This window comes from Sorangium sp. So ce185 (assembly GCF_051526825.1).
Taxonomy (GTDB): Bacteria; Myxococcota_A; Polyangia; order Polyangiales; family Polyangiaceae; genus Sorangium; species Sorangium cellulosum_D.
Genome location: NZ_CP150316.1, coordinates 12,336,562 through 12,361,693, shown reverse-complemented (window position 1 = coordinate 12,361,693; position 25,132 = coordinate 12,336,562). Strand labels below are relative to the sequence as shown.

Sequence of the window (25,132 nt, the reverse complement as noted above, 5' to 3'; positions counted from 1 at the left end):
ACCCGTTGCTCGGCGCTAGGGTGACAAAACCATGATGATAACTCGCTCCGAGTTGCTCGACGTCGTCTACCGCTTCTACCCGCGAGGCGTGCATAACACCGATCGCATCTACGTGCCTCCGGGCGAGCCCGTCTACAAGGACACGGAGGAGCACCGCCGTCTGGTGGAAGCCGCAAACCGCGGGCGAGCGGAGTACCCAAGGTGGAACGCCATGATTGACAGGCTGGCGGATCGATACGGCCTTCAGAACGAGTCGCTCCACCTGTTGTCCGGGGGGGCCGACCCGGCGTACTCGGCCCGCATCTGGCTCACCGACGAAACGGCGCTCAGCTTTCACGTGTCCCTGCTCGGGCCATACTACGGGACCCACCTCCCCGGTATCCCCGAGGAGGAGCCGGCGGCGCGCGAGGTCGCCCGGGAGATCGAGGCCACGTACCCCGGCTACCATCCGATCCCGCCGGAGCTAGGGAACGAGGTGCTGCCGGATGTGGCGATGAACGTGGTGTTGATGGGAGAGGCGACGATCTACATGTGCCTCTTCTCGGAGGTATGGACGTGGGTCGAGCCGGGATAGCCGTCCCCCGGTGTCCGCCGTCCCGCGGTCGAGTTGGGCGCGTGACAAGGTGGAGGCTGCGTTCAAGTTCAAGTACCCGCTACTCGGCGCCACGGTCACGCGGGCGCGGCCGTCGGTCAGACCTCGCCGAGTTCGGGCGCGGCGCCGACGACGAGGACCGCGAGCGCGACAGCGGCCGCCTCCCCGTCGCAGTGACGGCCCAGATCCAGAAATATGGGGCGGTCCTACCGGTTGCAGCAGAGCACGTGCGTGTCACCGGGCTCCAGCTCGCCGCTCACAACCGTGGAATCGGTCGAAGGGGTGCAGGTCGGCTCGTCCTTCACGAAGATGGACCGCACGGCGCCGATCTGTCCGTCGATCGTGTCCGTGCAGAGCGGCCTATCCAGCCCGGAAATAAGAACGGATCCGAGCTCTTGCGAGCAGCCCGCCTGATGATACAGCGTGGTCTGCACGCGGCACTTGTCGCGGCTCGGCTCGCTACAGGAGCACGGGCTGCACGTGCGCGTGTCGTTGTAGAGGGGGATCTCCCGCCGCCTCCGATAGGAGTCCCAGCATTCGCCGTTCGGCTGCGGGGGGTAACAGTAGAGGAACGACGTGGCGATGAAGTCCATGTCCGGCTCACACGCGCGGATGAATTCCATGTTGGTTCGTCGCAGCGCAGGCACCGGAGAGACAGGCTCGCAGTGACTTACCGGCGGTGGCTCGATTGTCACGAAAGCGTAGGAATCGCTAGGAACGGGCTGCGTAAGAGGAAAGCATGTCCCATCCCAACTGTTGCCCGCATCGATCGTAGCGACGAGATCGCTGCTGGAGCAACGGGACGAGGAGTGTAGGAGCACCCTCTGCGGGAGCACGCAGGAGGATGGGCTACACTCGCAAGGCTCGCATTCGACCGGCCCAGGCGTCCCCGCCCACCCCTCCCACAAGACCTTGCCCTCGCATCGTGGAGCATACTCCGGCGGGCCGCCGTATAGCAGGATGAGCTGGCTCGGATCTGGATCTGGCAGGTCGTCGAGCATCGGCGAAGAGCAGCCGATGAGCACACGTGCGGCCAGCATGGAGGGTGCAACCCAGCGCATCGCGGCTGCGACCCCACGGCCTTGGTCAATCGTCAGCATTGCCATGAATCACCTCCACCACGTCCGCGCTGGAGCAGCAGAACGTTCGCGTCTCGCCGCTCTCGATCGTGCCGTTCACCACAGAGACCGTAGTTGTTGGCGAGCACGTGCCCGGCTCGTCCCGTGCGAACACCACGCGTGCGCCTGCTAGAGGCGAATCGGCAGGTGCGCCATAGCAGATTTCCTCTTCTGTGCCGATTCCGTTGATCGAGATCAGCATGTCCGAGCAGCTCGCGTCGCTGAAGAGCATTACATCCGCCACGCAGTTTCCACCGACGGGGGCGCCGCACTCGCATGGCGTGCAGGTACGAGCGTCTCTAATCTTCTCCTGAAACTCGAAGCGTGCGGAGAAGCCCGGCCGGCACGAGCCGTCGGATTCGGGTGCGATACACACCAGTCCATCGAAGGACGCGACGTACTCATCGGTCCACGGGCAAGCTCGCGCAAAGCGCCCGCCGAGGGGCGGCGGCGTGAGCTGCTTCGAGGGATCGCAACTGGGAGCCATCGTAGGCGGCTTGATGGTGATCGAGGCGAACGCGTCGCCAGGGACAAGGGGCGAGGGCTTGACGCAGTGCCCCGGCGGGGCGGCTGCACCAGCGAAGTGAACCTTGACCCCTTCGCCAGCGCAGAGAGGCGCCTCGTGCGTCGTCACGCTGTCCGGCAGCACGCACGCCGCAGGGCTGCACGCGCACGTCCCGCATTCGTTCTGGCGCTGAGGATCCGTGCGCAAAGCGGCCCATCCCTCCCAGTAATCGAGCCGACCTCCAGGGCAGATGGGAAAATCCGGTGTGTCGCCCACCCACAACAACACCGGGTTGTCGTCGGTCCGAGGCCTGGGGATCTCGATGTCCTCCCCGCAACCGAGCAGCGCAGCCATGCTGAAGGCAAAACAAGATGTCGACCGCATGGGAACCCCTCGCGCTGCTCAGTAAAAGACGTTCTGACAGGGGAGCAGACCGTCACAGAGATCGGGCTCCTGCGCCGGCGTCTTCCTGGTCTGCCGTGTGGGCGCGGCGGGCCGGCTCGTGCGCTGCCGCGCCGCGACGGGCGGGGGGGCGGCCTCTGGCGGCGGTTCAGGACATCGCTCGATCGGTCGAGCTGAGGGCGGCGGGGTGGCTCGACCCGCCGCGGCCTGGATCGCTGGCTCCAGGCGCAGCGCGGTGTGACGCGGGAGATCCCGCCACAGGACCGCGGCCGCGCTGCCCAGCACGAACGCCAGAGCGAGCACCGCGCCGAACCAGCGCGGGGGGGAGCGCCGCCCTGGGGTGCGGCATGAACGCGGAGGGGTCGAGGGCACCGGCGGTACCGGCAGCATCGGCTCGAGGTCCGGTAGCTCGGGTGCAGGAGGCGACCGCAGCGCGACCGGAGGGGCGTGGGTGACGCTGTCCCGCGCGTCCCGTGGCGGGATCGCGCTCTTGAGGGTGGCGGGCGTCTCGGAAGGGCGCTGCGTGGCGACCGGAGACGCGTCGGTGACGCTATCCGCGGCGTCCCGCAGCGGCACGCTCTTGACCGTGCCGGGCACGTCGGAAGGGCGGGGCGCGGGGAGCTCGCCAGCTCGCCCTCCCTCTTCACCCGAGGCGAATGCGCTCGCCTCGTCCTCCACGAGGATGGGCGCCGCCTCGTGCGGATCGCGCCGAGCGCTGGCCGGCTCGGCGAAGATGTCCGCGTGGGCAGGGTCCGGCGGTGCGCCAAGCTCTTCCCACGCGCGGGCAAAGGGAGTCAGGACAGAGAGCATCTCGTCGATGCTCCGCTGCCGCCGATTGGGGTTCTCCTCAAGGGCCCTTTGCATCATCACCTGAAGCATCCGAGGGATCCCGCTGGGAAAGCTCGGGGGACGGGTCCACGGCGAGAGGGCGCGTCTGCACAAGAGCTCGTACATGATCGTTCCGAAGCCGTACACGTCCGCGCGAGGTCCGAGCTGACCACCCGAGAAGAGCTCGGGCGGTGCGTACCCGTACGGATCTTGACGAGCGTCCTCCGGGCCGAGCTGAAAGAGACGGGCAAATCCGAAGTGGATGATCGCGGTTCGGCCATCGCCCCCGACGAAGACCCGGTCCGGACTGAGGGCGCCGTGGACGACGGAGCGCTCGTGCGCGCGCACGAGACAGCGGCCGACGTCGATCAGCACCTTGAGAGCCGCCGGCCCGAGGTCGCTTCCGCGCGTGGCGTCGATGAGCGGGATCGCGTCGCCGAGCACAGGCGACGCTGCCCACGCGACGTCGCCGTTCACCCCTCCGTAGAGCACGGGGACGACCTCCGGGACCTCGCCTGCGAGGCGCTGCAGGCGCGCGATCTCCTCGGCGAACAGGCCCGCATCGAGGCGCGCGCCCTCGCGGAGGTGCAACCAGACCAGAGCCCCCGTGTCGCCGACCTGCCGCGCGAGGAAGTGACGGAGCAAGCCGCGCTCCTCGTTGAGGAGCTCGTGGCCTTCCCAGACGTCGCCGGCGGCTACCATACGAGCTTGATCTCCGCGCCGGCGCCTCTCGTGCGGATCTCGGCCTTCCGCGGCCAGACGACGTACACGACCGTCGCGGCGCCGACCGCCGCCCCGACGACGAGCGCAGCCGTGCCGAAGCCATGGAGCAGGCCCGCTCGTGTGTTCGCCGCGTGCGCTTCGTCGTAGGTCTTGCGGAACTGCGCGCTGCTCGGGAGCATCGAGCCGTCCGAGAGGCGCGACACCTTGGCGGCCGTCTCGCTCTCCGCGGCGTCGCCGGCCAGGTGAAGGCCGACGCCGGCGCCGAGCAGGGCCGCCGAGGCGGCCGCGCCGGCGCCGATGGTCCACGGGTTGCGCGCTTGTGCTGGAGCGCTGGCGGCCTTCGGGGCCTCGAAGGCGAGGGCGACGCGCCGCGACTGCGCCGCCGTCACCTTGACGAGCGCACGGGCGACCTGCCCCTGCTTGCCCGTCGCCGTGACCTCGTGCTGCCCAGGGGCGACGAAGACGGGGCCGCCCGCGGCCACCTCGCGACCGTCCACCAGGAGCCGCGCCGTGCCCGGCGGGGCGCTGACGTGGAGCTCGGCCACGCGTTGCCGGACGGCCGCGAGGTCGGCGCGTCGGACCTCGTAGCGGCGGCGCTCGATGTCGTTGGTCGGCGTGGGCATCCGCGCGACGCACGTGGTGAGCTCGGCCGCGGCCTCCTCGAGCCGGTCGAGGCGCAGATCGAACACGCCGAGCTGACAGATGGCCATCGTCGAGGGCTCGAGCACGTTGATCCGCGCCCAGAGCTCGCGGGCGCGAGCGAGCTCGAGCCGCTTGGCGGCCGTCTCCGCCTCGTCGATGAGCTCCTGGACCTCGCGGGATCGGGGCGGAGGGTCCGCGGCCGCGGCCGCTACGGGGAACGCGGAGGCAAGGACGAGGGCCAGGGCCGCCGCTTGGTGCGGATGGAGCCGTGGAACAGAGGCACGCACGGTTCAGCTCGGGGCAAACGAGGGGGACCACAGAGGGGCGCTGGCCCATCCAGCGCGGCGCTGCGTTTCATACCACCGAGACGACGCGGTCGAGCGTGCAGAAGTGCCGGGTGTTTTCGTGGTTTGCATTGTGATCGAGCGATGAAAATTCTCGTTTGCGGCCTGAAAAAGCGCTGCGACCGGTGACGACTCTCGCGGCGGTCCATGACCGCGAGAGGGGCGAGGCGCGCTGCACCGGTCCGGTACGCTCGGAGCGTGCGTCCCGCCCGCCATCGCGGAGATGGGTGCCAGGCGTCTTTTGATGGAGGCACGTCCACCGGGAGATCGGTGCCACCCATCTTTTGTTGGAGGCACGTCCATCGCGGAGATGGGTGGCACCCATCTTTTGATGGAGGCATGTCCACCGGGAGATGGGTGCCACCCATCTCCGGCATGGACGAGCCACGTCACCCGGATGGGCTCACGGCGTCCCGCCCGCCCCGCACGGGGGCGCGGGGACGGCTTCGGGCTTCCTGGCGGGGGCTCGTCCAGGGGATCGCGCGCGTCGTCGACCGTGTCGAGGTGGCAGGGCGCTGGCAGGAACGCGGCGGCGCCTGGCGCCCCGGGATCCGGGCCCGCGGGAAGGACCACCCACGACGTCGCAACCTTGCTGGACGCTCGGGACGGCAGCAAGCACCTCGGCCGTCGCCTCCCGCGCATCCGCGCCTCGCCGAGCGTCTCGACGTACGCCCGCATCACGTGGACGAACAGCACGTCGGCCATGCGGGCGAGCACCAGGTCGGAGCCGAACGGCCTCGACGCGATCTCGCGCGCGGGAGCGTGCTACGACGACGCTACGGGCTCCGAGTTCACGGGCCAACTCGCCAGGAAGCTCCAGGCCCAGGCGACCATGGCGGCCGGGGGCTCGCCTTCACCGTCCCACGAAGCGACCAGCGCTTCGAGCTCACGGGTGGCAGCTTCGAACTCGCGCTTCGCAGCGATGCCCCATGGAGTCATGGGCGGCTCGAGGAGCACGCGAATCTTCGCGAGCGTGCCGATCAACTCGTCCTTGCGAAGGACTCCATCCGTCTCCACCACGCAGTAGCAAGAACCGCTCTGCAACTCTGGCGTCAGGGGCCACAAGATGCAGTAGAGCGCCGTGAGCACCGTGAGCACCGCGATGAGCGGCGGTGTCAGGTTGCTCGCGTCGATCTGGACGCCGGGGGCCGGCTCGTCGGTCGGCGATGGCTCCACCCACGTGTGCTGGTCCGTGAACAGGCAGTCGTAGAGTCTAGCCTCCCCAGGGAGACGCCGGCACGCCATCACATCGGGGACGAGCACGGTCCCGATCTCCGGCGGCATGCGTTCGCAACCGAAGGTCGCTTCGATGTCGCCGGAAATCCACTCCGCACATGGCCGCTCATCGGGCAACAGATCGAAGGTGGCAACTTCTTTCCTGACGATAGCGAAGCTTTGCCCATGGTCCGGACGAGCGACGAACCTCGGGTCGAGCGGGCTGCGCGGAACGATGAAATGGTGCCCCAGAAACTTGACCGAGAACGAGTCCCTCGTTCGCTTCATGATATCGACCGTGCGTTCGCTATGGACGATGTAGTAAGGAACCAGAAAGCTCACATGGAACCACAGCGTTCGCCCCGTGGACTCCGGCATGTCGATCGAGAAAGAGTAACAGGCGTCGCAGTCTCCGCTGGGGAGATACAGCGAGCGGTTCATGAACCTACCAGGGAATCCGTCTCGGAGGCGACGCCGCAGGTCGCGCCACCGGTCGCCCTTCGATGCCTGGATCCGCGCGCGCACGAGCCGGTCGTGCTCTTTGGTCTCCACGCATCGCTGAACGTCGACATCGCCGTCGTCGGTCATCCCAACACCACGGGGATAGTATCGATAGACGACATCGAGCAGGTCATCAATGCTGTGCTTCATGGATTCCCGAGCCTTGGGTCGATGTGCCCGTACGGCCACGGATGGCCCGATGCGGTTCCGCGGGCCATGCAGCCCGGACGATCCCGCAGGCCGCACCGCTGCTCGAGGACGTCGCCGTGGTTGCCCTGGCGGCCTCTCGGGGTCGTCGAGCTGCTGAGCCGCGCCTACGCCGATCACCTCGCGCAGGCGTTGCAGATCGCCCGGAAGCGCCATCTTCTCGATCACCGCGTGCGGTACTCCGGCGAGCGGAGCGGGAGAGCGAACGGAGCAAGCGCTCGACCACGCCACCGACCGGGGCCTCGAAGGCGAGGGCGACGCGCCGCGACTGCCCCGCCGTCACCTGGACGAGCGCACGGGCGACCTGCCCCTGCTTGCCCGTCGCGGTGACCTCGTGCTGTCCAGGGGCGACGAAGACGGGGCGGGGCGCACGGCCTGACCGCGCCGCAGGGCGCACCACGGCCTTCTCGCCGACCGGCGCATTCGCTAGACCTCTCCCCACGATGCGCCGCCAGCACACCGCCGCAGCCCTCGCCCTGTGCGCAGTCCTCCAGTCCGCCTGCTCCCCGACCCCGCCGCCGGCCGGGCCGTCCTCGACCGCGCCCCCGCCATCGGCGGCCCCGGCCGCGAGCGCGGCGCCGGCGTCCGCGCCGGGCAGCGCCGTCGCCTCGACAGCGCCCGCGCCCGCGAGCAACGTCCAGGTGCTCGAGGAGGTCGCCGGCGTGACCGCGGCCTCGTACGAGCCCCGCGGCTTCGACAAGCTCACGGCCAGCCAGCGCGCTGTCGCCTACCACCTCGCGCAGGCGGCGCTCGCGGGCGACCCGCTCTTCACGATGCAGACCTCGCGGTACGGCTGGCCCGCGACGCAGCTCGTGATGCAGCTCCTCGCGCAGAAGAGCGAGCTCGATCCCGCGCTGCGCGGCAAGCTCGTGACCTTCCGCAAGATGCTCTTTTTGCATCACGGCATCCACGACGCGCGCACGGGGCAGAAGCTCGTCCCGCCCTTCTCGCGGCAGGAGCTGGAGGCCGCGGCCAAGGCGCTGAAGATCGCGATTCCGAACGACCTGCTCGCCGGGCTCTTCGACCCGAAGGTGGCGCCCGTCGTCACCAACAAGACACCGGGCAAGGGCAAGGACCCGCTCGTCGAGTCCGCGGCCAACCATTACGAGGGGGTGAGCAGCAAGGATCTCGAGAAGTTCAAGGAGAAGCACGAGCTCAACGGCCGTATCGTGAAGAAGGCCGGCCGGCTCGTCGAGGAGATCTACCGGGCCGGCGGCGACGGCGCGCAGCCCGGCGTGGGCGCGGCGGAGCTCGGCCGCGTGGTGAAGCACCTGGAGGACGCCCGCGCGCTCGCGCCGGTCGCGCAGCAGGGGGCGCTCCGGCACCTCATCAGGTACCTGAAGACGGGCCAGCCGGACGAGTTCACCGACCACGACATCGCCTGGCTCAAGCAGGTGTTCCCGGTCGATTACATCCTTGGCTTCATCGAGACGTACACCGACGTCCGCGCGCGCAAGGGCGGCTTCGAGGGGCTCGTCTTCATCCCCGATCCGGATCGCGATCCGCCGCTCCAGGCGGTCGCCAGGAACGCGCAGTACTTCGAGCAGAAGCTGCCCTGGGAGGCGAAATGGAAGCGCGACGCCTTCCAGGCGCCCGCGGCCGCGGCCGTGATCGCCCTCGCGGCGACGGGCGACGGCGGTCCGTTCACGTTTTCGGGCGTGAACCTGCCGAACGCGCAGGCGCTGCGCGAGAAGTACGGATCGAAGAACTTCGTCGTCCTCTCCGCGATGGATACCCGCGTGGCGCTCACCTTCGACAAGACCGTCGACGAGTTCGCGCCGGCGGAGGTGCGCGCCGAGATCCACCGGTGCGGCCACGCCATGATGCTCGCGGCGGTCTCCTTCCACGAGGTCACCGGGCACGGCTCGGGCAAGGTGAACCCGGATCTCAAGGGGGATCCGGCGGAGCTGCTCGCCCCCTATTACGCCGCCCTGGAGGAGGGCCGCGCCTCGCGCGTCGCCGACTGGCTGACGGGCGATGCGAAGACGGTGGAGCTCGGCATGCTGCCCGACGCCGGCTGCGCGCGGGTCTTCCCCGCCTACACGGCGATGATGCAGCTCATGATGCTCAAGTCCGTGCCGCAGGGCGACGTGGCCGAGGAGGATCACCTCCGCGCGGAGCTCATCGCCTTCGGCTGGGTGAAGGACAAGGGCGCGGTGGCCGCCGAGACGCGCGACGGCAAGACGTTCTTCGTGGTGAAGGACCCCGACGCCTGGCGAAGGGCCTCGGGCGAGCTGCTCGCGGAGCTGCACCGGATCAAGGCCACGGGCGACCGCGAGGCGCTGAAGGCGCTCGTGGAGAAGTACGGGACGCGGATCAACCCGGCGTGGCGCGACGAGGTGCTGGCCCGGCTGAAGGCGCTGAGCCTGCCGCGGAACATCGCGACCATCCCGCCGATGATCAAGCCCATCCTCGACGCCGACGGGAGGGTCGTGGACGCGACGGCCGAGCAGACCACCTCGCTCGACGCCTACATCGCAGCCCTCGAGAAGTCCTGGGCCGACGCCGACTGAGCGCCGGGGGCGCAGCGCGGCCCTCGCGCAGCGCGCAGCCCCGCAGGCGGCTTGACCTCGCGCTGCGCTCCGGCTCGATTTGCCCACGCGCTCGACGTCGGAGTCCAGCGTTCCTCGCACATGATAGCTCTGTTAGAATCGAGCGACCATGCGAGGGAAAGCGGGGAAAGGGACATGCTGGGGCGCGCTGAGCGGTGCGGCGGGGTTGCTGCTTCTCGGTGCTGCGGCCTGTGGCACCACATCAGTGCCAAGAACCTGTCCCAGTAGGGAATCTCTGGGATAGGTTCTTAGCCAGCTTGAGTGGTAACATCAGCTCGCAGTCCATGCGTCAGCTCTTTATAGGTAGCCAGCGGCCTCTCAGGCGGCGGAGCCGCTCCTCCAAATCGGGGTCGAGCGTGCGTTCGTAGCCGACGCGAAGCCGATCAATAGCTTCGTCTAAATACTTTCCATCGCTGCTCGATTCGTACGCAGCCCACCCAATGTCCTCGAATACGTAATATGCGTATTTGTCGTCAGGGAAGCGCCGCACTGAATCTTCAGCGATACGATGAGCTTCCTCAATTAGTACACGCCGGTCTTCCACCATCAGCCCGGCCGTATTCTTTGCTCTCTCAAGATACAGCCTTGCCCTGTAGCGCTGTAGTGGAGAATCGGGTCCCACAACGTCAACAGCGAGGCGAATTTCTGTTTCAGCATCATCGAAGGCACCCGTGTCCATCAATTCACGCACCAAGCGATGCCGAGGAACGCGCTCGTTGGGCGCCTTGGCTATGAGCTTGCGATATATGTGCATACGCTCCACAGCGTTCGAAATTCTCTTTATGCCAAGCTCCGCATTGCACAGATGAACAATCGTGTCTCGCTCCAAATGCACCGCAGGGTTCAGCTCATCGACAACATCATTGAGCAGCTTGATAAATTCGGTCTGATCGGAGTACTTGTATCGCGTTAGAGTTTGGGCTATTACCTCGTGACGCGTACGCCATCCATACAATCCGTCGCTCGGCTTAATGTCGTACTCATCAACTATCCCCTCTAGGAGCGATAGAATTCCAGAGATTTCGTCGGCCTGGATGCCCAATAAACGAATTATCAATTGACGATGTATTCTTGCTCCAGCTGCCTCGAGCGCCGCCACTGCGCGGTAGACGTCTTTCAGATCGTCGCGCAGGGATGAAAATTCGCGAAGGATTATGGTGTCTAGGGCTTCGGAGCCGAAGACGTGCTTGAGAGAAACATACATGTCGGCACTGCAGCGGGAGCGAAGCCTTTCGATCTGTGCCTTGGAACTGAGGGTTGAAAACGACATGCCGACCAGTCTGCGAATTTCCGGCTTGTCCGCAAGAAGCGATACCATCCTTCGGATATCTGATAGCTCTAACAAATATAGATTGATAATGGCGCCTCTAGAAAAAATGCGAGGAGACTTTTTTCTCGGAAGCCATGCACTCTTTTCGGCCGTCGTGAGCACTTGCAGCCCAGGCGGATCCATTGGCGCAATGCCGTCGACTATATTGTTTATGTCGGCTTGGAACCTGGGTGAGTCGTCGACGACCAACAGTCCACGTCGTGACTGCTTTGACAATTCGGCTGCCACACTAATCCACTCGTTGGCACGAAGCGGAAAGTGGCCGTTGTGCTCCCACACCAAAAGCCCGTCCCTCATCATAGATATGGCGATTCGTCGAGCGGCCGTTGTCTTGCCTACGCCACCTACGCCTATGATTGAAACAGAATCTTTTCCAGATAGGAAGTGCTGTCGTGCAATCTCTTCAATTGCGCGCTCGAAGGTAAATCCATGCGCGATGTCTGCATAAGTTGCAGCAGAGCCGTTGAATAATGCTGCAACATTGGGTTCACGCTTCTCCATTTCTGAAACGTCGAAGGTGACTGACCTAAGCGTAGGTGACAGTAGTGCGTTTCCGGACTCTGTTACGATAGATAGCTTCGATGGCGATTTCGATGCCATGGCGTTCATAAAGTCGTCGATGCCGCCATATGCTACGCGGAGTCCCTGATTTTCCAGGAGGCCAGCGCGATCGTCATCTCGCTGATAAATCAGTACAAATATTCGACCAGTCGCCCCCCTCGCCCGATTGATCCTGGCAGCGTCTTTTACATCACGTCGGAGGTGAGGATCCCGAAGAGAGTAACCAATGAACAATATGTCTTTTGATACAAGATCGAACTCGAGCCGCTTGAACAGCGCCTCGCGATAGTCAGAATATTCGTCATAATCCTGCTCAGACAAGACCAGTCGAGACTTGCTTCCGTCAACGATGTCTTGGGAAACACACCCATGGATCTTGAGCAGCTCTACGTCGCTGATGCTGTCTGATTTGCCGTAATCATAGTTAGATCTGATGACCACCAGGCGTTTATTGCATCGTTTATACGCAGATTCTATCAGGCGATCAAAGTTTGTTGTGTATATCCTCGCCCAATTGTACTCTGGGATGGCCAGAAGCCCTCCTGTTGGCTGAAGGTTCTTCAATTTCTCTCGAACTTCGTGGACAAGGGGTTCTCGTCCGTAGCGCCGCTCTAGGATGCCACTTAGCTCCATGAGATCGTCTGATATGGATTCTCCCTTTGCGAGTGTTTGCTGGAGATGCCTCGCGAGTTGTACTCCAGTTGGTGCACCCGAGGGCACGGAGGCGCCAGCTCCAAGGAACAGCACGGTTCGTTCTGCCTTTAACGCTTCGACGAGCTCATCTAGAGAAAGCATCTTTTCCTACAGTATGCTCCGCGTGGGTAGAATGGTTTGTGGGTTGTCTGTCGTTACATGCTGCGCACCAGGTGCTCCGTCACGATGACCATGTTTGCCTACATGGGGTACATGTCGGGTACATGTGAGGGGACTGCTGCTATCACTGCGTGATTTCTACGTGACGGCTCGTGCAGTTTCTCCCATTTCCCAATAAGTTGCCAGGAAGACTGGATCCACCTGCCTCCATCCTGTCATGAGGCGACACCGCGCGTTCCCCATGGGAGACGTGGGCAATCGGGTCGGCGACGGATGCCTGCCCGGGTCCGATGCCGCGCAACCGGCGCCACAGTCCGGTTGTCTTCTGGCGATGTGAGCTACAAGGCCGACTCCGCCGCCATCGCTGAAACTGTTCTCCCGGAGGAGGTCGAAACTCCTTCCTGCCCGTCTCGCCCGGCCTCGTGCTGTTGTAGCTCGCGTGCATCGCGGCAGGTGTGCCTCGCATGCATCGCGCAGGCATGCCTCGCGGCAGCTGGGAGCCGGGGAAGCACGTACAGCTGCAGCGGAACTACCCAGCAGCCGCTTCGTCAAGCCCCGGACTCACCGGTTGGTCCCGGGTTGGGGCCATGCCCTCCGAAGGGGGCGATCAGTTGTCTGATGCGCCCTAGATCGCAGCAAACGCGACGGATCGCCACCGCGAATTCGTTGCCAAAGTTCATCCCCGGTTCCGTGACGGGAAGGAGTGAGTGCTCGCACGTGTTCGGTGGGGTCCCACGCCGCGCGACGCACCGGGTATCCCCGAGCCACGCATCTCGGCAAGACCCCCGCATCCAGGGACGAACCTGCTCCTCCACGGTCCCAGCCCCCACGCCCGCCTCTGCCTCCCCCGCGCTCCCGCGCCCCCCGCTACTCGTACTGCACCGACTCCGCCGCGTTGCTCCGCCCCGCGCTCCGCGCCGGGTACAGCGACGCGAACAGCGCCACCGCCGTCGCCCCCAGCGCCGTCATCACGCCGTACTCCGGCGGTATATGGAACTCGACCTCAAAGCTCGACACCGTCCGCAGCGCCCCCAGCGCAGCCGACCCGAGCGGCACCCCGAGCAGCACCGCTAGCGCCCCGCCTAGCGCCCCCACGAGCGCCCCCTCCATCAGCACCATCCGCCGGACCTGCCCTGCCGTCATCCCGAGCACCCGGTGCAGCGCGAGCTCCCGCCGCCGCGCGTGCAGCGCCAGCACCATCTGGTTTGCCACGCCGATCGCCGCGAGCACCGTCGTGAACCCCAGGATCATGTCGAAGATCACGAAGTCCCGCCCGGTCGCCTTCCGGCGCACCGCCTCGATCTCGACCCCCGTCTGCATCCGCACGTCTCTCGCGCGCGGCACGTCGGCCAAGAGCTCGTCCCAGGGCGGCGTCGCGGCGCCGCCCCGCGCCGCCTCGGCCCCGGTCACCGGATCCGCCAGCGCGACCGTGTGGCCGATCGCGAGCGCATACGGCGAGATCACCGTGAAGTCCGCCGCATCAATCACCGCGTACGTCCGCAGGTTCCGATACGCGCCGGGCGCAGGCACATACCCCAGATCGTCGGTGACCCCGACCACCTCGAACCGCCGCCCGCCCGCGCTGCCGCTCACCTCGAGCAGATCTCCGGCGCCCACCCCGAAGCGCCGGGCCATCATCGTGGACACGATCGCCTTACCCGGCCCGAAGCTTCGCGCCAGCGCGATCGACTCGGCCCGCCCGGTGGCCTCCGCGAGCGCGCGCAGCTCGTCCCCCGGAACCGCATAGACCACGTTCGGCCACGGCGTGCGGCTCGAGAACCGCGCCGCGACCAGGCGCGGCGGCAGGCTCGGCAACAGGCGCTGCGCATGGCCGAGCGGCTCGTCCGGGTAGAGGAACGCGTACGGCGCGAGCGCGCGCCCGGCCCAGGCCGAGACCTCCTGCTTCAGCGCCGCCGTGGCGATGTGCAGCGCGAGCAGCAGGGCGAAGACCATCATCACGCCGCCGACGCTCCAGGCGAGCTCGTGCCCGCTGTGCTCGACCCGGCGCCGGAGCAGCAGGCGCTCCGCGGCCCAGCGGCGCGGCGCGAGGCGCACCGCGAGCGCGCCGAGCCGCGCGACAAGGTCCGGGACGAACACGATGGCCGCCAGGAACGCCGCGCACACGAGCCCCGCCTCGACGACGAAGAAGGCGAGCATCGGCACCGAGTCCCGGAAGAAGGGGCGGAGCAGGCCGTAGACGAGCACCATGAACGGCAGCGCCAGCAGCGTGATCCCGCGCAGGCGGCGCCGCTGCTCGGCCCCGCCCTCGAGGAAGCGCGGGCGCAGCGCGCGCGCGATGTCGACGCGGAGCGCGTCGCGCACCGGGCGGAGCACGCCGAGCAGCGCGGTGAGGGCGCCGGTGCCGCTGACGAGCAGCATCGCGCTCCAGGGCAGGCGGATCGCGTAGAGCGGGATGCGCGCGCGGCCGGTCGTCGTGATGCCCGCCTTCGCCGCGAGGTACGCGAGCGGGATCGACCCGAGCAGGCCGAGCGCCGCGCCGCCCACGCCGAGCACCAACGCCTCGAGGACGAACACCGCCGCGACCTGCGGGGGCAGCGCGCCGGCGCTGCGCAACAAGGCGATCTCGCGCCGGCGCCGCTCGACGGCGACGTTGAAGGTGAAGAACACGATGAGGGCGCCGACGAGGAACGCGGAGAGCGAGCCGAGGCGGATCGCGGACCGCATGATCTCGTAATCCTCGTGCGTCTCCTCCTGCGCGTCGGCCGCGGCGATGACCTCGCCGTCCGGGCGGAGGCCGCGCAGGGCGACGGTCTGCTCGGTGAAGACCGGGAGATCCGGGTTGGTGACGAAGCTCCGCGCCTCGACGGCGCGCGTGCCGACGTCGAGGATGAGGACGACGTTGACCGTGGCCGTGCCGAGGGCGACGCCGAGCAGGGCGGCCATCGCGCCGAAGCGGTCGGCGCGCAGGTTGCGCAGCGCGAGGATGCGGACGAGCGGCTGGAACAGGGCGCGGAGGAGGAGGAGCATTCAGATGCCCAGCTCTTTCAGCCGATCGTGGACCGCGGCCGAGGTGACGGCGGGGCCCGCGAGGGCGGCGTCGTGCAAGAGGAGGCCGTCGCGCATGAACACGACCCGGTGCGCGCGGGCGGCGTCCTCGGCGTTGTGCGTGACGAGGAGCATGGCGCTGCCGGCCTCGCGCAGGGCGTCGGCGAGCAGCGCCATGATGCGCCGGCCGGTCGCGACGTTGACGTTGCCGGTCGGCTCGTCCGCGAGCACGAGCGCGGGGCGGCGGACCAGCGCGCGCGCGATGGAGATGAGCTGCATCTCGCCCCCCGACATCTGCGAGGGCAGGTGCTCGGCGCGGGCGCGCATGCCGACCCGATCGAGCATGCGCGAGGCGGCGTCGTGGTCCGGCGCGGCGCCGTCGATGAGGTAGGGCAAGACGATGTTCTCGTAGCCGGTGAGCGTCGGGACGAGGTTGAAGAACTGGTAGACGATGCCGATGCGGCGGCGGCGCAGGAGCGTCCGCCCGTGCTCGTCGAGCGCCGCCATGTCCTCGCCGAGGACGTGGACCTCGCCGCGATCCGGAGACTCGAGGCCCGCGACGCACGAGAGCAAGGTGCTCTTGCCGACGCCGGACGGGCCCATGATCGCGCACATCTCGCCGGCGTGGATGTCGAGGTCGACGCCCCGGAGCACCTCGATCGGCGTCGCGCCGAGCGCGTGGGACTTGTGGAGGTTGCGAACGCGGAGGACGGGCTGATCGGAGCTCACGGGAGTATCGCTACCTGTCTACAGCATCTGCGCGCGGCGTTCACCTTACATCCTGCCACTGGCCGCATTCGAGCCAGCGGGTGACCGTCTTCGGCCATCCGCGTACGGCGCGGATCGATAGGGTCGTTCCCGGAGGAGCAAAGCCGATGGGACGAGACGCTTCACACGCGCTCATGCGCGCGGGTTCGATCGCGGCGATGGCCCTGGGGGCCGCGGCGTGCGCGGGCGCCGGCGGAGACGAGGAGACGGGCGCGACGCCGGTGTCGCCGATGTACGAGGATCCGCCCGAGCTCCAGCCGGGGGAGGACGGGGCCTACGAGCTCCGCTACGGCCCGAGCGCGGTGGAGATCGGCGGGCGGCGGTTCTGTCTCCGCGCCTACAACGGGATGACGAGCGGGCCCACGATCCGCGTCGCGAAGGGCGAGGACCGCAGGATCCACGTGAACCTGCGCAACGACTTCACGAGGAGCGATTTCCGCGAGATCGCGAGCATGATGGGTCACGGGTCGCGGTCGTGTCACGACTTCAACCTGACGAACCTGCACGCGCACGGCCTGCACGTGCAGCCCAACTTCGCGACGGACGACGCCGAGGACCCGTGCGAGGGCGACGGCTGCGCCCCGGACGCACGGTATTTCGGCGACCACGTGCTGCACCAGGTGGGGCCGGGGGAGAGCGCCCGATACCGCTGGGACATCGACGAGGACGGGATCCATCACGAGGGGACCAACTGGTATCACCCGCACATCCACGGATCGACGGCCATCCAGGTCATGGACGGCGCCGCGGGGGCGCTGCTCATCGAGGGGGAGCTCGACGAGCTGCCCGGCATCGCGAAGGCCCGAGAGCGGGTCATGGTGATGACGCAGGTGCCCATCGATCACGAGAACACGGTGCCCCTGAAAGAGGGGGAGGACTGCACCGAGGACAACCTGTCGGTGCTCGACTTCCTCGCGGTCGAGACGCTCCGGGCGACGCTGATCAACGGCAAGCTGAGGCCGCGGATCGTGACGCCGCCCGGGCAGGTGGAGCGCTGGCGCATGGTGTACGCGGGCAGCCCGGACGAGATGGGGATGAAGCTCCACGTCGCGAAGGACGCGGCGTGCTCCGATTTCGACAAGGCGCCCATCGAGACGACGCAGATCGCGCGCGACGGGCTGACGCTCCCGCAGTTGTACCGCAGCGACACGGTGTGGGTGTCGCCGGGCTACCGCGCCGACGTGATGGTGAAGATGCCGGAGCAGGAGCAGACGCTCTGCCTGGTCGGCCGGCGGCCGAACGACCTCCTGGGCAGCGTGATCGCGGTCATCGACGTGAGCCGGAGCGCGGGTGAGCCGACCGAGGTCAACCTGCCCAGCGAGGCGGACGTGGCCGCGCTCGCCCCGCCCACCTCGTGGACCGGCATGGTCGACGGGCAGATGACCGAGGTGAGCTGCGATTCGGTCGAGACCGTGCACCAGAAGGTGGTGCTGCTGGTGCCCACGCCGGGGTCACAGCCGCCCGACCTCAGCTCGGACGTGGCGCTCATGTCGTGCGATCCGGAGGACCACCCGCACCAGATCGATCCCGACGCGCCGGTGTGCCTCTGCCCGGATCCGAACATCAGCTGCCGCAAGTTCGACGATCGGCGGCTGCGGGGCTACCGGAGCGACCGCATCATGACGGTCGGCAGCGCGGAGCGGTGGGAGATCCGCGCGTTCGACGGCCACCCGTTCCACATCCACATCAACCCTTTCCTTGTGTGTCCCAACAAATCGAACAAGGAGCCCAACTTCCCCCACTGGCGGGACACGATGTGGGTCCAGGTCGAGGACGGGCCGCGCGACGTGATCATGAACCCCCGGAAGTTCACGGGTCAGTTCGTGCTGCACTGCCACAAGCTGAACCACGAGGACGAGGGGATGATGGAGCTCGTGGAGATCTGCGATCCCGGCGATCAGGACTGCCTGTGTCTCGGGACGGACGAGGACGGCGCGTGCATCCCGCAGGGCGGGTGCCTGCCGGACGACCTGCAGTGCCAGTTCGCGAAGCGCGCCACGGACGCGTACCCGGCGCCGCCGAAGCCGGATCTCGAGCTGTGCGGGCCGTGACCGCGCGGCGATCGGCCTCGATCAGAACACGACCTTGAGGTGTCCGCCCACGGTGGTGAGCACCAGCGTGTACTCCCCGTTGCCGAGGTCGTAGTCCGACTCGGTCACCGTGCGCGGCAAGATGCCTTGCACGCGGACGTCGCCCGAGAGCGATACGCTGTCGCTCACCTTCAAGATGCCGCCCACGTCGCCGATCAGCCGGTGATTGTCCGGCGACGCCACGTCGATCGTGCTGTCCGGCGAGGCCGGCGACTGATAGCCGACCGACGCGGTCCCGACGAACGCCTCGCTGAAGCGGTACTTGGCGCCGGCCTCCACCCACACCGTGTCGTTCCACCGGCGCGGCAGGGTCACGGCCACGCGATCGGTGATCCCGAGCTTCGGCTGGGCGAGGTCCGGCGAGGAGGCCGTGACAACGAACGCCTCGATGTCCGAATAGAGCACGTACGAGAGGAGACCATCGATGCTGAGCTTGTCGTTGACCCGGTAGCCGACCCCGGCCGTGAGCCGCTTGGGGAGCGTGAACGAGAGCTCCGCGTCGCCCTCCACGAGCGGCTTGTAGCGCAGGCCCTGCTCCGCCAGATCCTGCGTGAAGAACGGGTGGTTCATGTCGATCGCGAACTTGCCCTTGTACCGCATCGCGGTGCTGTGCTGGTACGTCAGGCCGAAGCGCAGGTCCTTGTTCGGATTGAACGCGAGCCCGAGGTGGAACGAGGCGCCGTGCGAGAGCGCCTGCTTGAGCGCGATGGGGCGCGCCAGGACGTCGAGCTCGCGCAGCTCGGACGGCGTGCTCGGGCCGAAGTCGTTGTCCTGCTTGAGGTAGTCGAGGCCGTCGTGGAACTCCTTGAGGCTGGCGAAGTCCTGCACCTTCGAGAGCTCGGCCAGGCCGCCGACGTACGACAGGCCGGCGCCGACCGAGAGCTGGTCGGTCACCTGGAGCCCGGCGGCCGCCGTCAGCGAGCTCGCCACGATGAACGCCTGCTGGAGCTGCCAGCGCTGCGCGCCGTCCGGGAAGCTGAGCGCCGCGGCATACGGCACGTACAGGCCGACGCCCACGGTGAGGCGCTTCGGGATGGCCGGGATCGCCAGGAAGGCGTTGCCCGTCGGCGCCACCGGCGTGGTCGAGACCTGCTCGGCCGGGCCGGTCTTGCCGGGGGCGGCGTTCGCCGGGTCGAGCGGGAGCTTGAACTGCAGGGTGTCCGGCGTTTGATAGGCGCCGCGCCGCTCGCGCTCGTAGGTGGCGTGGCCGACGATGAGGCCCGCGCCGAGGATGAGCTCCGGCCGCTCGACGCCCGCGAGCGCGGCCGGGTTCCAGTAGACGGCGGCGGCGTCCGCGGTCGTGGGGCCCGAGGCGCCGCTCGTCACCCACGGCGCGTCGATGCCCGAGGCGCGCGCGTCGCCCGCCGTCCGGCAGACGATGCCTGTCGCGAGCGCCAGCGCGGCGAGCTCACGTCCTGTCAGTCCACGGGCACGCGCGCGGCGGCGGGGCCGCGGGGTCGGCAGAGCTCCTGTCATGACACGGGTCCTCACGGTGGGGGGGCCGATCACTGGATCCGGGTGAGGGTGAGCGAGAGGCGATGGGCGCTCGGCTTGTCGCCGATCTTGATCTCGTAGCGGCGCCCCTCGTCGTCCGCGAAATACAGCGTATCTCCTGGCTTGACCTCCACCTTCTCGTGGAGCGCGTCGCCGTCGATCTCCTCGATCGTCGACACCTTCTTCGTGAGCGCGGCGTCGGCGAAGAAGCCCGGGTTCTCGTAAGCATAGTCGCGCACGCGCTCGCCCTCGTCGTCCTTGCGGATGTCGTCGGGCGCGACGAAGTAGAGGTAATCGCGCTGGCCGGCGACGCCGCTCTCGGTGCTCGGCTGGTAGAGGTAGAAGTCCGCGTCGCCGGCGGCGTTGTTGTTGAGCTCGATCGCCATGTCCTTGAGGACCGCCGGATCCTTCGCGAGGTTCTCCTTGATGCTCGCGACGAGATCCTCGGTCTTCACGCCGACCGGGACGTCGCGGAGGGTCACCTCGAGGTCGGCCTCCCCCTCGGCGAGGCCGCCGTCGTGGAGCCGCGCCTGGGCCACCTCGAGGAGGATGTCCCAGAAGTACGACGGCGGTGGCGGCGGGTCTTCGAGGACGACGCTGCTATCGACGCTGATCTCGGTCCATCCGGTGCCGTCGACGCAGACCTTCACCGGCTGGAACTCGCTCGTGGAGGTGCCCTGGGGCCCGTAGCTCGAGCAATGCTCCTCGATCTGCGCTGCCTTGAGCTCGCCGGCGCGGGCGAGGATGTGCTCGAACTCCCAGAGCGGCTGCTCCCACACGGGCGAGTCGCCGCGCGGCGCGGGCTCCCGGCTCGTGCCGCCCGGCAGGTACGTCGCGCTCTCGGGGATGGCCAGGGTCAGCTCGCCGATGCTGAGGTCCTTGGCGAGGTTGGCGAGCTCGAGCCAGTCCGGCTCGCTGAAGTCGAACAGGGTGTCGATCTGGCCGGGCGTGCTGTTGATGCTGGCGACGTCGGCCATCGTCGCGTCGACCCCCTTGTACGGGAGGGCGTTGACGTTGACACGGACCGTCATCGTGAAGTCGTCGAGGGCCGCCTTCACGCCGGCAGCCGCCTTGATGAAGCCGGGGTGCTTCGCCCCTTCGGGGTCGTCCGGATCGAGCGGTGTCGGGCCGAACTGCTCGGCGAGGCCGGCGAAGTCGGTGACCACGTCGTAGAGCGTGACGGGGATGGAGTGGGGCGCGACGGGGTAGATGCCGTCCGGGTGCTCGTCGTCCGTCGGTCCTCTCCGTCGCTGGGTGTTCGGGTGGGTGCTGACGAGGTTCTCCAGGACGGCCTGCGACGTGATCTGGACGGGGATGAGCCGCTCGTTGCCGGCCACGCCCACGAGGTCCGAGAGGATCTTCGACGTCGGCAGCCCGACGGCGTTGCCGACGCCGAGCAGGCCCTCGAGGCTCGTGCCGCGGAGATCGGCGTTCTCCGGCGTCATGTTCAGGAGCCCGACGAGGTTCTTCGACGCGGGCGAGAGCGCGTCGATCTCGGCGGGGGGCATGTACATGACCTTGAGCAGCGCGTTCTCGATGAGGGCCGCGATGTCGAGATCGAGCAGCCAGATCCCCTCGAGCGTGGGCCGCGGGATGGCCTTGAGCTCGTCGAGCGTCAGCGTCTTGGCGAAGCGCTTCGCGTCGAACCGCAGGAACTCGAGGGTGAGGGTGCGGCTCTCGTTGACGCCGAGCGCCGGCGGGGGCGGCGGCTGGTCGACGGTGACGGCGTCGACGCAGCCGGGCAGCGCGGCGGAGAGCGCGGCGGCGGCCAGGGGGCCGAGCCGGGAGCGCCGGCGGGGGGCGGGGGCGGCGGGGTGGGTGCTGTCTCGCGCTATCATGATCAGAGCCTCACCAGGATCAGAGCTTCTCCACGTCGGCGGTGATCTGCACGGGATCGTCGCCGTCGGGCACGTGGAAGCGCACCTCGTAGACGGCGCCCTCGTCGTCCTGCATGTACAGCGTGGTATCGCCCGGCGGCAGCCGGTATTTCTCGTGCGCGGTGTCGGCGACGCCCTCGAGCTCCTTCTTCGAGACCTTGCTCGCCTCGTCGAGCTCCGGGCTCGTGAAGAAGCCGGGCTTTTCGTAAGTGTAGGCGCGGGGGGCGTCCGAGCTTTGATCCGAAGGCCGGAGGTCGTCCTCGGCCACAAAGAACAAGGTCGGGGCGCCGTCGGGGGTGGCGCGGCCGTAGAAGAAGTCGAGCGCGTCGTTGTTGACCCAGTACCGGCCGAGGATGATGTCCGCGATCTCCTTGGCCTGGCTCTGCAGGGTCGGGCGGAGCTCGGCCACGATCTGGTCGGCGGTCAGGCCGATGCCGACGTCGTGGAGCGCGAAGACCGGCTGGGCGTCGCCTTCGGAGATCTCGGGCATGCCGTCGCCGGTCGGGTCGTGAATGGCGACCTGGCCGACCTCGGTGAGCAGCTCCCAGAAGAACTGCGATGGCGGTATTGGGGGCGGTTGGTCGGAAACCAAGTCGGTGAAGGCTGTCCAGCCGCGCGGGTCGCCGGCCTGGCCGATGGTCACGCCCACCCGGCATGTCCCGCTCAGACGGAAGTAGCACCCCGTGAAGGGCACACGCTCGCCATACGTGAGGTAAGCCGCCTTGCCCACGATGTGCTCCATCATGAACGGAGGGGTGGACCATACCGTGCTGGAGCCGACCGGCATGTCTGGACGGTTCTCCTTGCAGGCCGGCGCCACGGCCTCGCTGCACGCCTCCACCTTGGTGGGGAGCTCGCGAAGCGCGATGCGCATATCGATCGTCGGCGTCGGGGCGATGCCGGTAATCTGGAGCTTCTCCGGATCATTGAAGTCGAACCGGAGCGGCGCGTCACCGGTCCGGAGGAACATGTCGCCGCCCCCCTTCGAGAGGTCGACCCCCGTGACCCTGTGTAGGCCCGACTCGGCGACCACGCGCATCTGGAAGTCGGGCAGCAGGACATTGCTCTTCGTGGTGAACGTGCTGTCGTCAGGGACCAGCACCCCGGGATGGTTTCCGGAGGGGCCGAGCTTCTCGGAGAGCGGCTGGAGATCGAAGAGGGCCTCGTAGAGGGTGACAGGCAACGTTGCTCCATCCGGATCGGAGACGGCCGGGTGCGTGCCGAGCAACTGCTGCTGGAGGGCGAGGATGAGCTTGGGTATCGGTACGAACGGGGCTGTCCGCTTGTCGCGCGTGGCCGTGGGCTCCGGCTGGACCGTCAGATCGAGGCTGATGCTGTCGGAGAGGACGTCGGCGAAGTCGAACGCGAAGGTGCCGGGGTTCTCCTTGAAGATCTGCTGGAGCCCCTCGAGCGACGTCCCTGTCACGTTGGCGTTGGCGGGCGTCATGCTGAGCAGGCGCACGAGCGCGAACTCCGCCGACGTCCGCCACTCCGACCCGAAGCTCTGGCCGAGCGGGGTGAGCGTGCAGTCGTGGCCGGGGCTCGGGCTGTCATTCTTCCACTGGTCCCCGCACGCGCCCTGAATCTGCTCGAGGGCGCTCTGGAGCAGGCCTGTGGTGTCGACGTCGAGGATCGTGATCTGCTTGGCGCCGTCCTCCCCGAAGACCTGGAGCGCCTTCTCCTTGTCGAGCTCCAGCACGACCGACGGGACCTCCGCATCGTCGATGCGCAGCCGGAACCGGTTCGGCTCCTGGATGACGGGCCCGCCGCCCCCGCCGCCATCGCCGCCGCCCCCGCCGCCGGCGGCCCCGCTGCCGCCGCCGCCTCCGCCGTCGCCGCACGCGGCGAGCGCGGCGAGCAGCAAGAGGGGAACGCGGCCGAAGGGCGCGGCGCCGCGCCGGGAGGGGAGAGCGAACGGGGAGTGCGTCATGAGGGCTCCTCGTCGAGGGACCTGCTCGAGATCCACAGGAAGAGACGCCCGATGCTACCGAACTTCGACGCGCCGGCGCGACAAAGAGATCGCGCCGCGACGACGCGGAGAACGCGATCCGTGGCGATGCGGAGGCCGGGACACGTCGCGGTGTCCCTGGGCGTGCTTTCGTCTTTTTCGCCGCCGGCGGCCGCCGCGCGCCCCGCGCTACGCGCCCTCGCGATCGCCCGGGGCGTCCGTCGCCGCCACGGACGGCTCGTCCGTCACGGCCGCGGGGGCGCTCGCTCCCGTCGTGGACGGCTCGTCCGACGCGACCGTCTGGGCGTTCGCCGCCGCCGCCGCGGACGGCTCGCCCGTCCCGGTCGCGGGCGGCGGCCGGTTCGACGAGGGCGCACCCACGAGCTCGCGCGTCCGGTCGAACAGCGCGCGCAGCGCGGTGAGGCTCGGCTTGCGCTTGCGCGCGGCGATCGCGAGCACCTCCTCGCGGACCGCGGCGTTGATCGGCGTCGGGATGTCGAACGCCGCGCCGCGCTCGACGACCTCGCCGTTCAGGAAGTCGACCGCCGGCGGGCGGCCGCGCTCGATGGCCGCGAGCATCGAGGAGCGCATGCGGCGGTAGCGCGCGCCGACCGCGAGGAGCAGCGCGTGCTTCGCGAACAGGCCCGGCGAGCCCACCGCGGCGCGCTCGGCGTCCGTGAGCGCGATCCAGTCGAGGTCGAGCGTCCCGGCCACCTTCTCGAGGCGCACGCTGGACGCGCGCGAGACCTGCACGGTCTCGGTCATGATCTCCAGCGCGAGGCGGCGGACGAAGCGGTGCCGGAGGAGCGCGCCGAGGCGGTCGCCGCCGATGGTGCCGAGCGACGAGATGGCGCAGTTGATGGCGAGCTTCGACCAGCGCGCGCCGGCGAGGTTGTCGGTGACGGTGGTCGGGCCGATCGCCTCGAGGATGCGCGCGAGCTCGTCGAGGCGCCCGTCGCGGGCGCCGTCGAGCCGGCCGAGGACGAAGCCGCCGCTCGAGGTGCGGTCGTACACGCCGGGCTCGACCATCGAGGCGCCCCACGCGACGATCGCGCCGAAGGTGCGCTCCGGGCCGGCGATGCGGGCGACGCGCTCCTCGCAGAGGCCGTTCTGGAGGCAGACCATCGCGCCCGTCGGGGCGAGGTGCGCGACCACGCTGCGCGCGGCCTCCTCGACCTGCGGCGGCTGCGTCGCGAGGAGGACGTAGTCGAAGGGGCGGGTGTCCGGGCCGAGCTCGCGCACGGCGCGGCCGCGGACGGTGCCCGGGCTCGCCTCGCCGCGCACGCGGAAGCCGGCGGCGTTGATGGCGTCGGCGATGAGGGGGTTCGTGGTGAAGGCGGTGACGTCGTGGCTCTGCTCGAACAGGTGCGCGGCGATGATGCCGCCGATGCCGCCGCAGCCGACGACCAGCAGGCGGGGAGCAGAGGAAGCGCGGGCAGCGGACGAGCTCGGGGCGGGCTCGCCGGGTGAATCGGTGAAGCTCATGCGAGATCCCTTACCACCACTGGGGCGCGGGCTCGACGGGCTCGAGGGGAGGGGGATGGGGGGACGGGAGGGTCGGGAGTCGCGGCGGTTTCCGCGGCGCGTCACGTGAGGAGCGGGCGCTGCGGCGGGGT

At 68.2% G+C, this 25,132-nt stretch carries 15 protein-coding genes; 3 read left to right on the top strand and 12 right to left on the bottom strand.

Annotated elements, in window-relative coordinates; genetic code table 11:
- The first annotated feature begins 31 nt into the window (after positions 1-31).
- Positions 32-574, top strand: a complete 543-nt coding sequence (locus tag WMF26_RS45590) for a hypothetical protein (protein WP_437997823.1) — start codon at positions 32-34, stop codon at positions 572-574.
- Positions 575-798: 224 nt separating this feature from the next.
- Here the strand turns inward: WMF26_RS45590 and WMF26_RS45585 are convergent, their stop codons facing one another.
- From WMF26_RS45585 to WMF26_RS45565, 5 genes are all read right to left on the bottom strand, one after another.
- On the bottom strand, positions 799-1,215 hold the full coding sequence (locus WMF26_RS45585) for a hypothetical protein (RefSeq protein ID WP_437997822.1): 417 nt from the start codon (positions 1,213-1,215) through the stop codon (positions 799-801).
- 463 nt (positions 1,216-1,678) lie between these two features.
- Entirely contained in the window at positions 1,679-2,569 is an 891-nt protein-coding gene (locus WMF26_RS45580; protein WP_437997821.1) for a hypothetical protein, read from the bottom strand.
- 48 nt (positions 2,570-2,617) lie between these two features.
- On the bottom strand, positions 2,618-4,147 hold the full coding sequence (locus tag WMF26_RS45575; RefSeq protein ID WP_437997820.1) for a serine/threonine protein kinase: 1,530 nt from the start codon (positions 4,145-4,147) through the stop codon (positions 2,618-2,620).
- Positions 4,141-5,097: a hypothetical protein gene (locus WMF26_RS45570; protein ID WP_437997819.1), complete on the bottom strand. Its 957-nt coding sequence runs from the start codon at positions 5,095-5,097 to the stop codon at positions 4,141-4,143. The genes WMF26_RS45575 and WMF26_RS45570 overlap by 7 nt, the downstream gene beginning before the upstream one ends.
- Positions 5,098-5,919: 822 nt before the next feature.
- The gene (locus tag WMF26_RS45565; protein WP_437997818.1) at positions 5,920-7,020 is read right to left on the bottom strand and encodes a hypothetical protein; all 1,101 of its coding nucleotides are present in this window, start codon (positions 7,018-7,020) and stop codon (positions 5,920-5,922) included.
- 500 nt (positions 7,021-7,520) lie between these two features.
- Between WMF26_RS45565 and WMF26_RS45560 the strand changes: the two genes are divergently transcribed.
- Entirely contained in the window at positions 7,521-9,590 is a 2,070-nt protein-coding gene (locus WMF26_RS45560) for a dipeptidyl-peptidase 3 family protein (protein WP_437997817.1), read from the top strand.
- 328 nt (positions 9,591-9,918) lie between these two features.
- On the opposite strand, the gene WMF26_RS45555 is transcribed toward WMF26_RS45560, so the two are convergent.
- The 3 genes from WMF26_RS45555 to WMF26_RS45545 form a co-directional block, all read right to left on the bottom strand.
- Positions 9,919-12,315, bottom strand: a complete 2,397-nt coding sequence (locus WMF26_RS45555) for an SIR2 family protein (protein ID WP_437997816.1) — start codon at positions 12,313-12,315, stop codon at positions 9,919-9,921.
- Positions 12,316-13,200: 885 nt separating this feature from the next.
- Positions 13,201-15,321, bottom strand: coding sequence for an FtsX-like permease family protein (locus tag WMF26_RS45550; RefSeq protein ID WP_437997815.1), 2,121 nt, complete (start codon positions 15,319-15,321; stop codon positions 13,201-13,203).
- The gene (locus tag WMF26_RS45545) at positions 15,322-16,068 is read right to left on the bottom strand and encodes an ABC transporter ATP-binding protein (RefSeq protein WP_020741099.1); all 747 of its coding nucleotides are present in this window, start codon (positions 16,066-16,068) and stop codon (positions 15,322-15,324) included.
- Positions 16,069-16,214: 146 nt separating this feature from the next.
- Between WMF26_RS45545 and WMF26_RS45540 the strand changes: the two genes are divergently transcribed.
- The gene (locus WMF26_RS45540; protein WP_437997814.1) at positions 16,215-18,158 is read left to right on the top strand and encodes a multicopper oxidase family protein; all 1,944 of its coding nucleotides are present in this window, start codon (positions 16,215-16,217) and stop codon (positions 18,156-18,158) included.
- 21 nt (positions 18,159-18,179) lie between these two features.
- On the opposite strand, the gene WMF26_RS45535 is transcribed toward WMF26_RS45540, so the two are convergent.
- The 4 genes from WMF26_RS45535 to WMF26_RS45520 all read right to left on the bottom strand — a co-directional run bounded on the left by WMF26_RS45535 (position 18,180) and on the right by WMF26_RS45520 (position 25,001).
- Complete coding sequence (locus WMF26_RS45535; RefSeq protein ID WP_437997813.1) at positions 18,180-19,673, bottom strand: OmpP1/FadL family transporter; 1,494 nt, start codon at positions 19,671-19,673, stop codon at positions 18,180-18,182.
- Positions 19,674-19,702: 29 nt separating this feature from the next.
- Positions 19,703-21,529, bottom strand: a complete 1,827-nt coding sequence (locus WMF26_RS45530; protein ID WP_437997812.1) for an acetyltransferase — start codon at positions 21,527-21,529, stop codon at positions 19,703-19,705.
- A 19-nt stretch (positions 21,530-21,548) separates the two neighbouring features.
- A complete protein-coding gene (locus WMF26_RS45525; RefSeq protein WP_437997811.1) occupies positions 21,549-23,498 on the bottom strand; it encodes a hypothetical protein in 1,950 nt (649 codons plus the stop codon).
- A 207-nt stretch (positions 23,499-23,705) separates the two neighbouring features.
- Positions 23,706-25,001, bottom strand: a complete 1,296-nt coding sequence (locus WMF26_RS45520; RefSeq protein ID WP_437997810.1) for a ketopantoate reductase family protein — start codon at positions 24,999-25,001, stop codon at positions 23,706-23,708.
- Positions 25,002-25,132: the final 131 nt, after the last annotated feature.

What these genes read in the sequence shown, in the direction of transcription:
- WMF26_RS45590 (WP_437997823.1), top strand. Translation starts at nt 32, where the DNA reads ATGATGATAACTCGCTCCGAGTTGCTCGACGTCGTCTACCGCTTCTAC.
- WMF26_RS45585 (WP_437997822.1), bottom strand. Translation starts at nt 1,215, where the DNA reads ATGGAATTCATCCGCGCGTGTGAGCCGGACATGGACTTCATCGCCACG.
- WMF26_RS45580 (WP_437997821.1), bottom strand. Translation starts at nt 2,569, where the DNA reads ATGGCTGCGCTGCTCGGTTGCGGGGAGGACATCGAGATCCCCAGGCCT.
- WMF26_RS45575 (WP_437997820.1), bottom strand. Translation starts at nt 4,147, where the DNA reads ATGGTAGCCGCCGGCGACGTCTGGGAAGGCCACGAGCTCCTCAACGAG.
- WMF26_RS45565 (WP_437997818.1), bottom strand. Translation starts at nt 7,020, where the DNA reads ATGAAGCACAGCATTGATGACCTGCTCGATGTCGTCTATCGATACTAT.
- WMF26_RS45560 (WP_437997817.1), top strand. Translation starts at nt 7,521, where the DNA reads ATGCGCCGCCAGCACACCGCCGCAGCCCTCGCCCTGTGCGCAGTCCTC.
- WMF26_RS45555 (WP_437997816.1), bottom strand. Translation starts at nt 12,315, where the DNA reads ATGCTTTCTCTAGATGAGCTCGTCGAAGCGTTAAAGGCAGAACGAACC.
- WMF26_RS45550 (WP_437997815.1), bottom strand. Translation starts at nt 15,321, where the DNA reads ATGCTCCTCCTCCTCCGCGCCCTGTTCCAGCCGCTCGTCCGCATCCTC.
- WMF26_RS45540 (WP_437997814.1), top strand. Translation starts at nt 16,215, where the DNA reads ATGGGACGAGACGCTTCACACGCGCTCATGCGCGCGGGTTCGATCGCG.
- WMF26_RS45535 (WP_437997813.1), bottom strand. Translation starts at nt 19,673, where the DNA reads ATGACAGGAGCTCTGCCGACCCCGCGGCCCCGCCGCCGCGCGCGTGCC.
- WMF26_RS45530 (WP_437997812.1), bottom strand. Translation starts at nt 21,529, where the DNA reads ATGATAGCGCGAGACAGCACCCACCCCGCCGCCCCCGCCCCCCGCCGG.
- WMF26_RS45525 (WP_437997811.1), bottom strand. Translation starts at nt 23,498, where the DNA reads ATGACGCACTCCCCGTTCGCTCTCCCCTCCCGGCGCGGCGCCGCGCCC.
- WMF26_RS45520 (WP_437997810.1), bottom strand. Translation starts at nt 25,001, where the DNA reads ATGAGCTTCACCGATTCACCCGGCGAGCCCGCCCCGAGCTCGTCCGCT.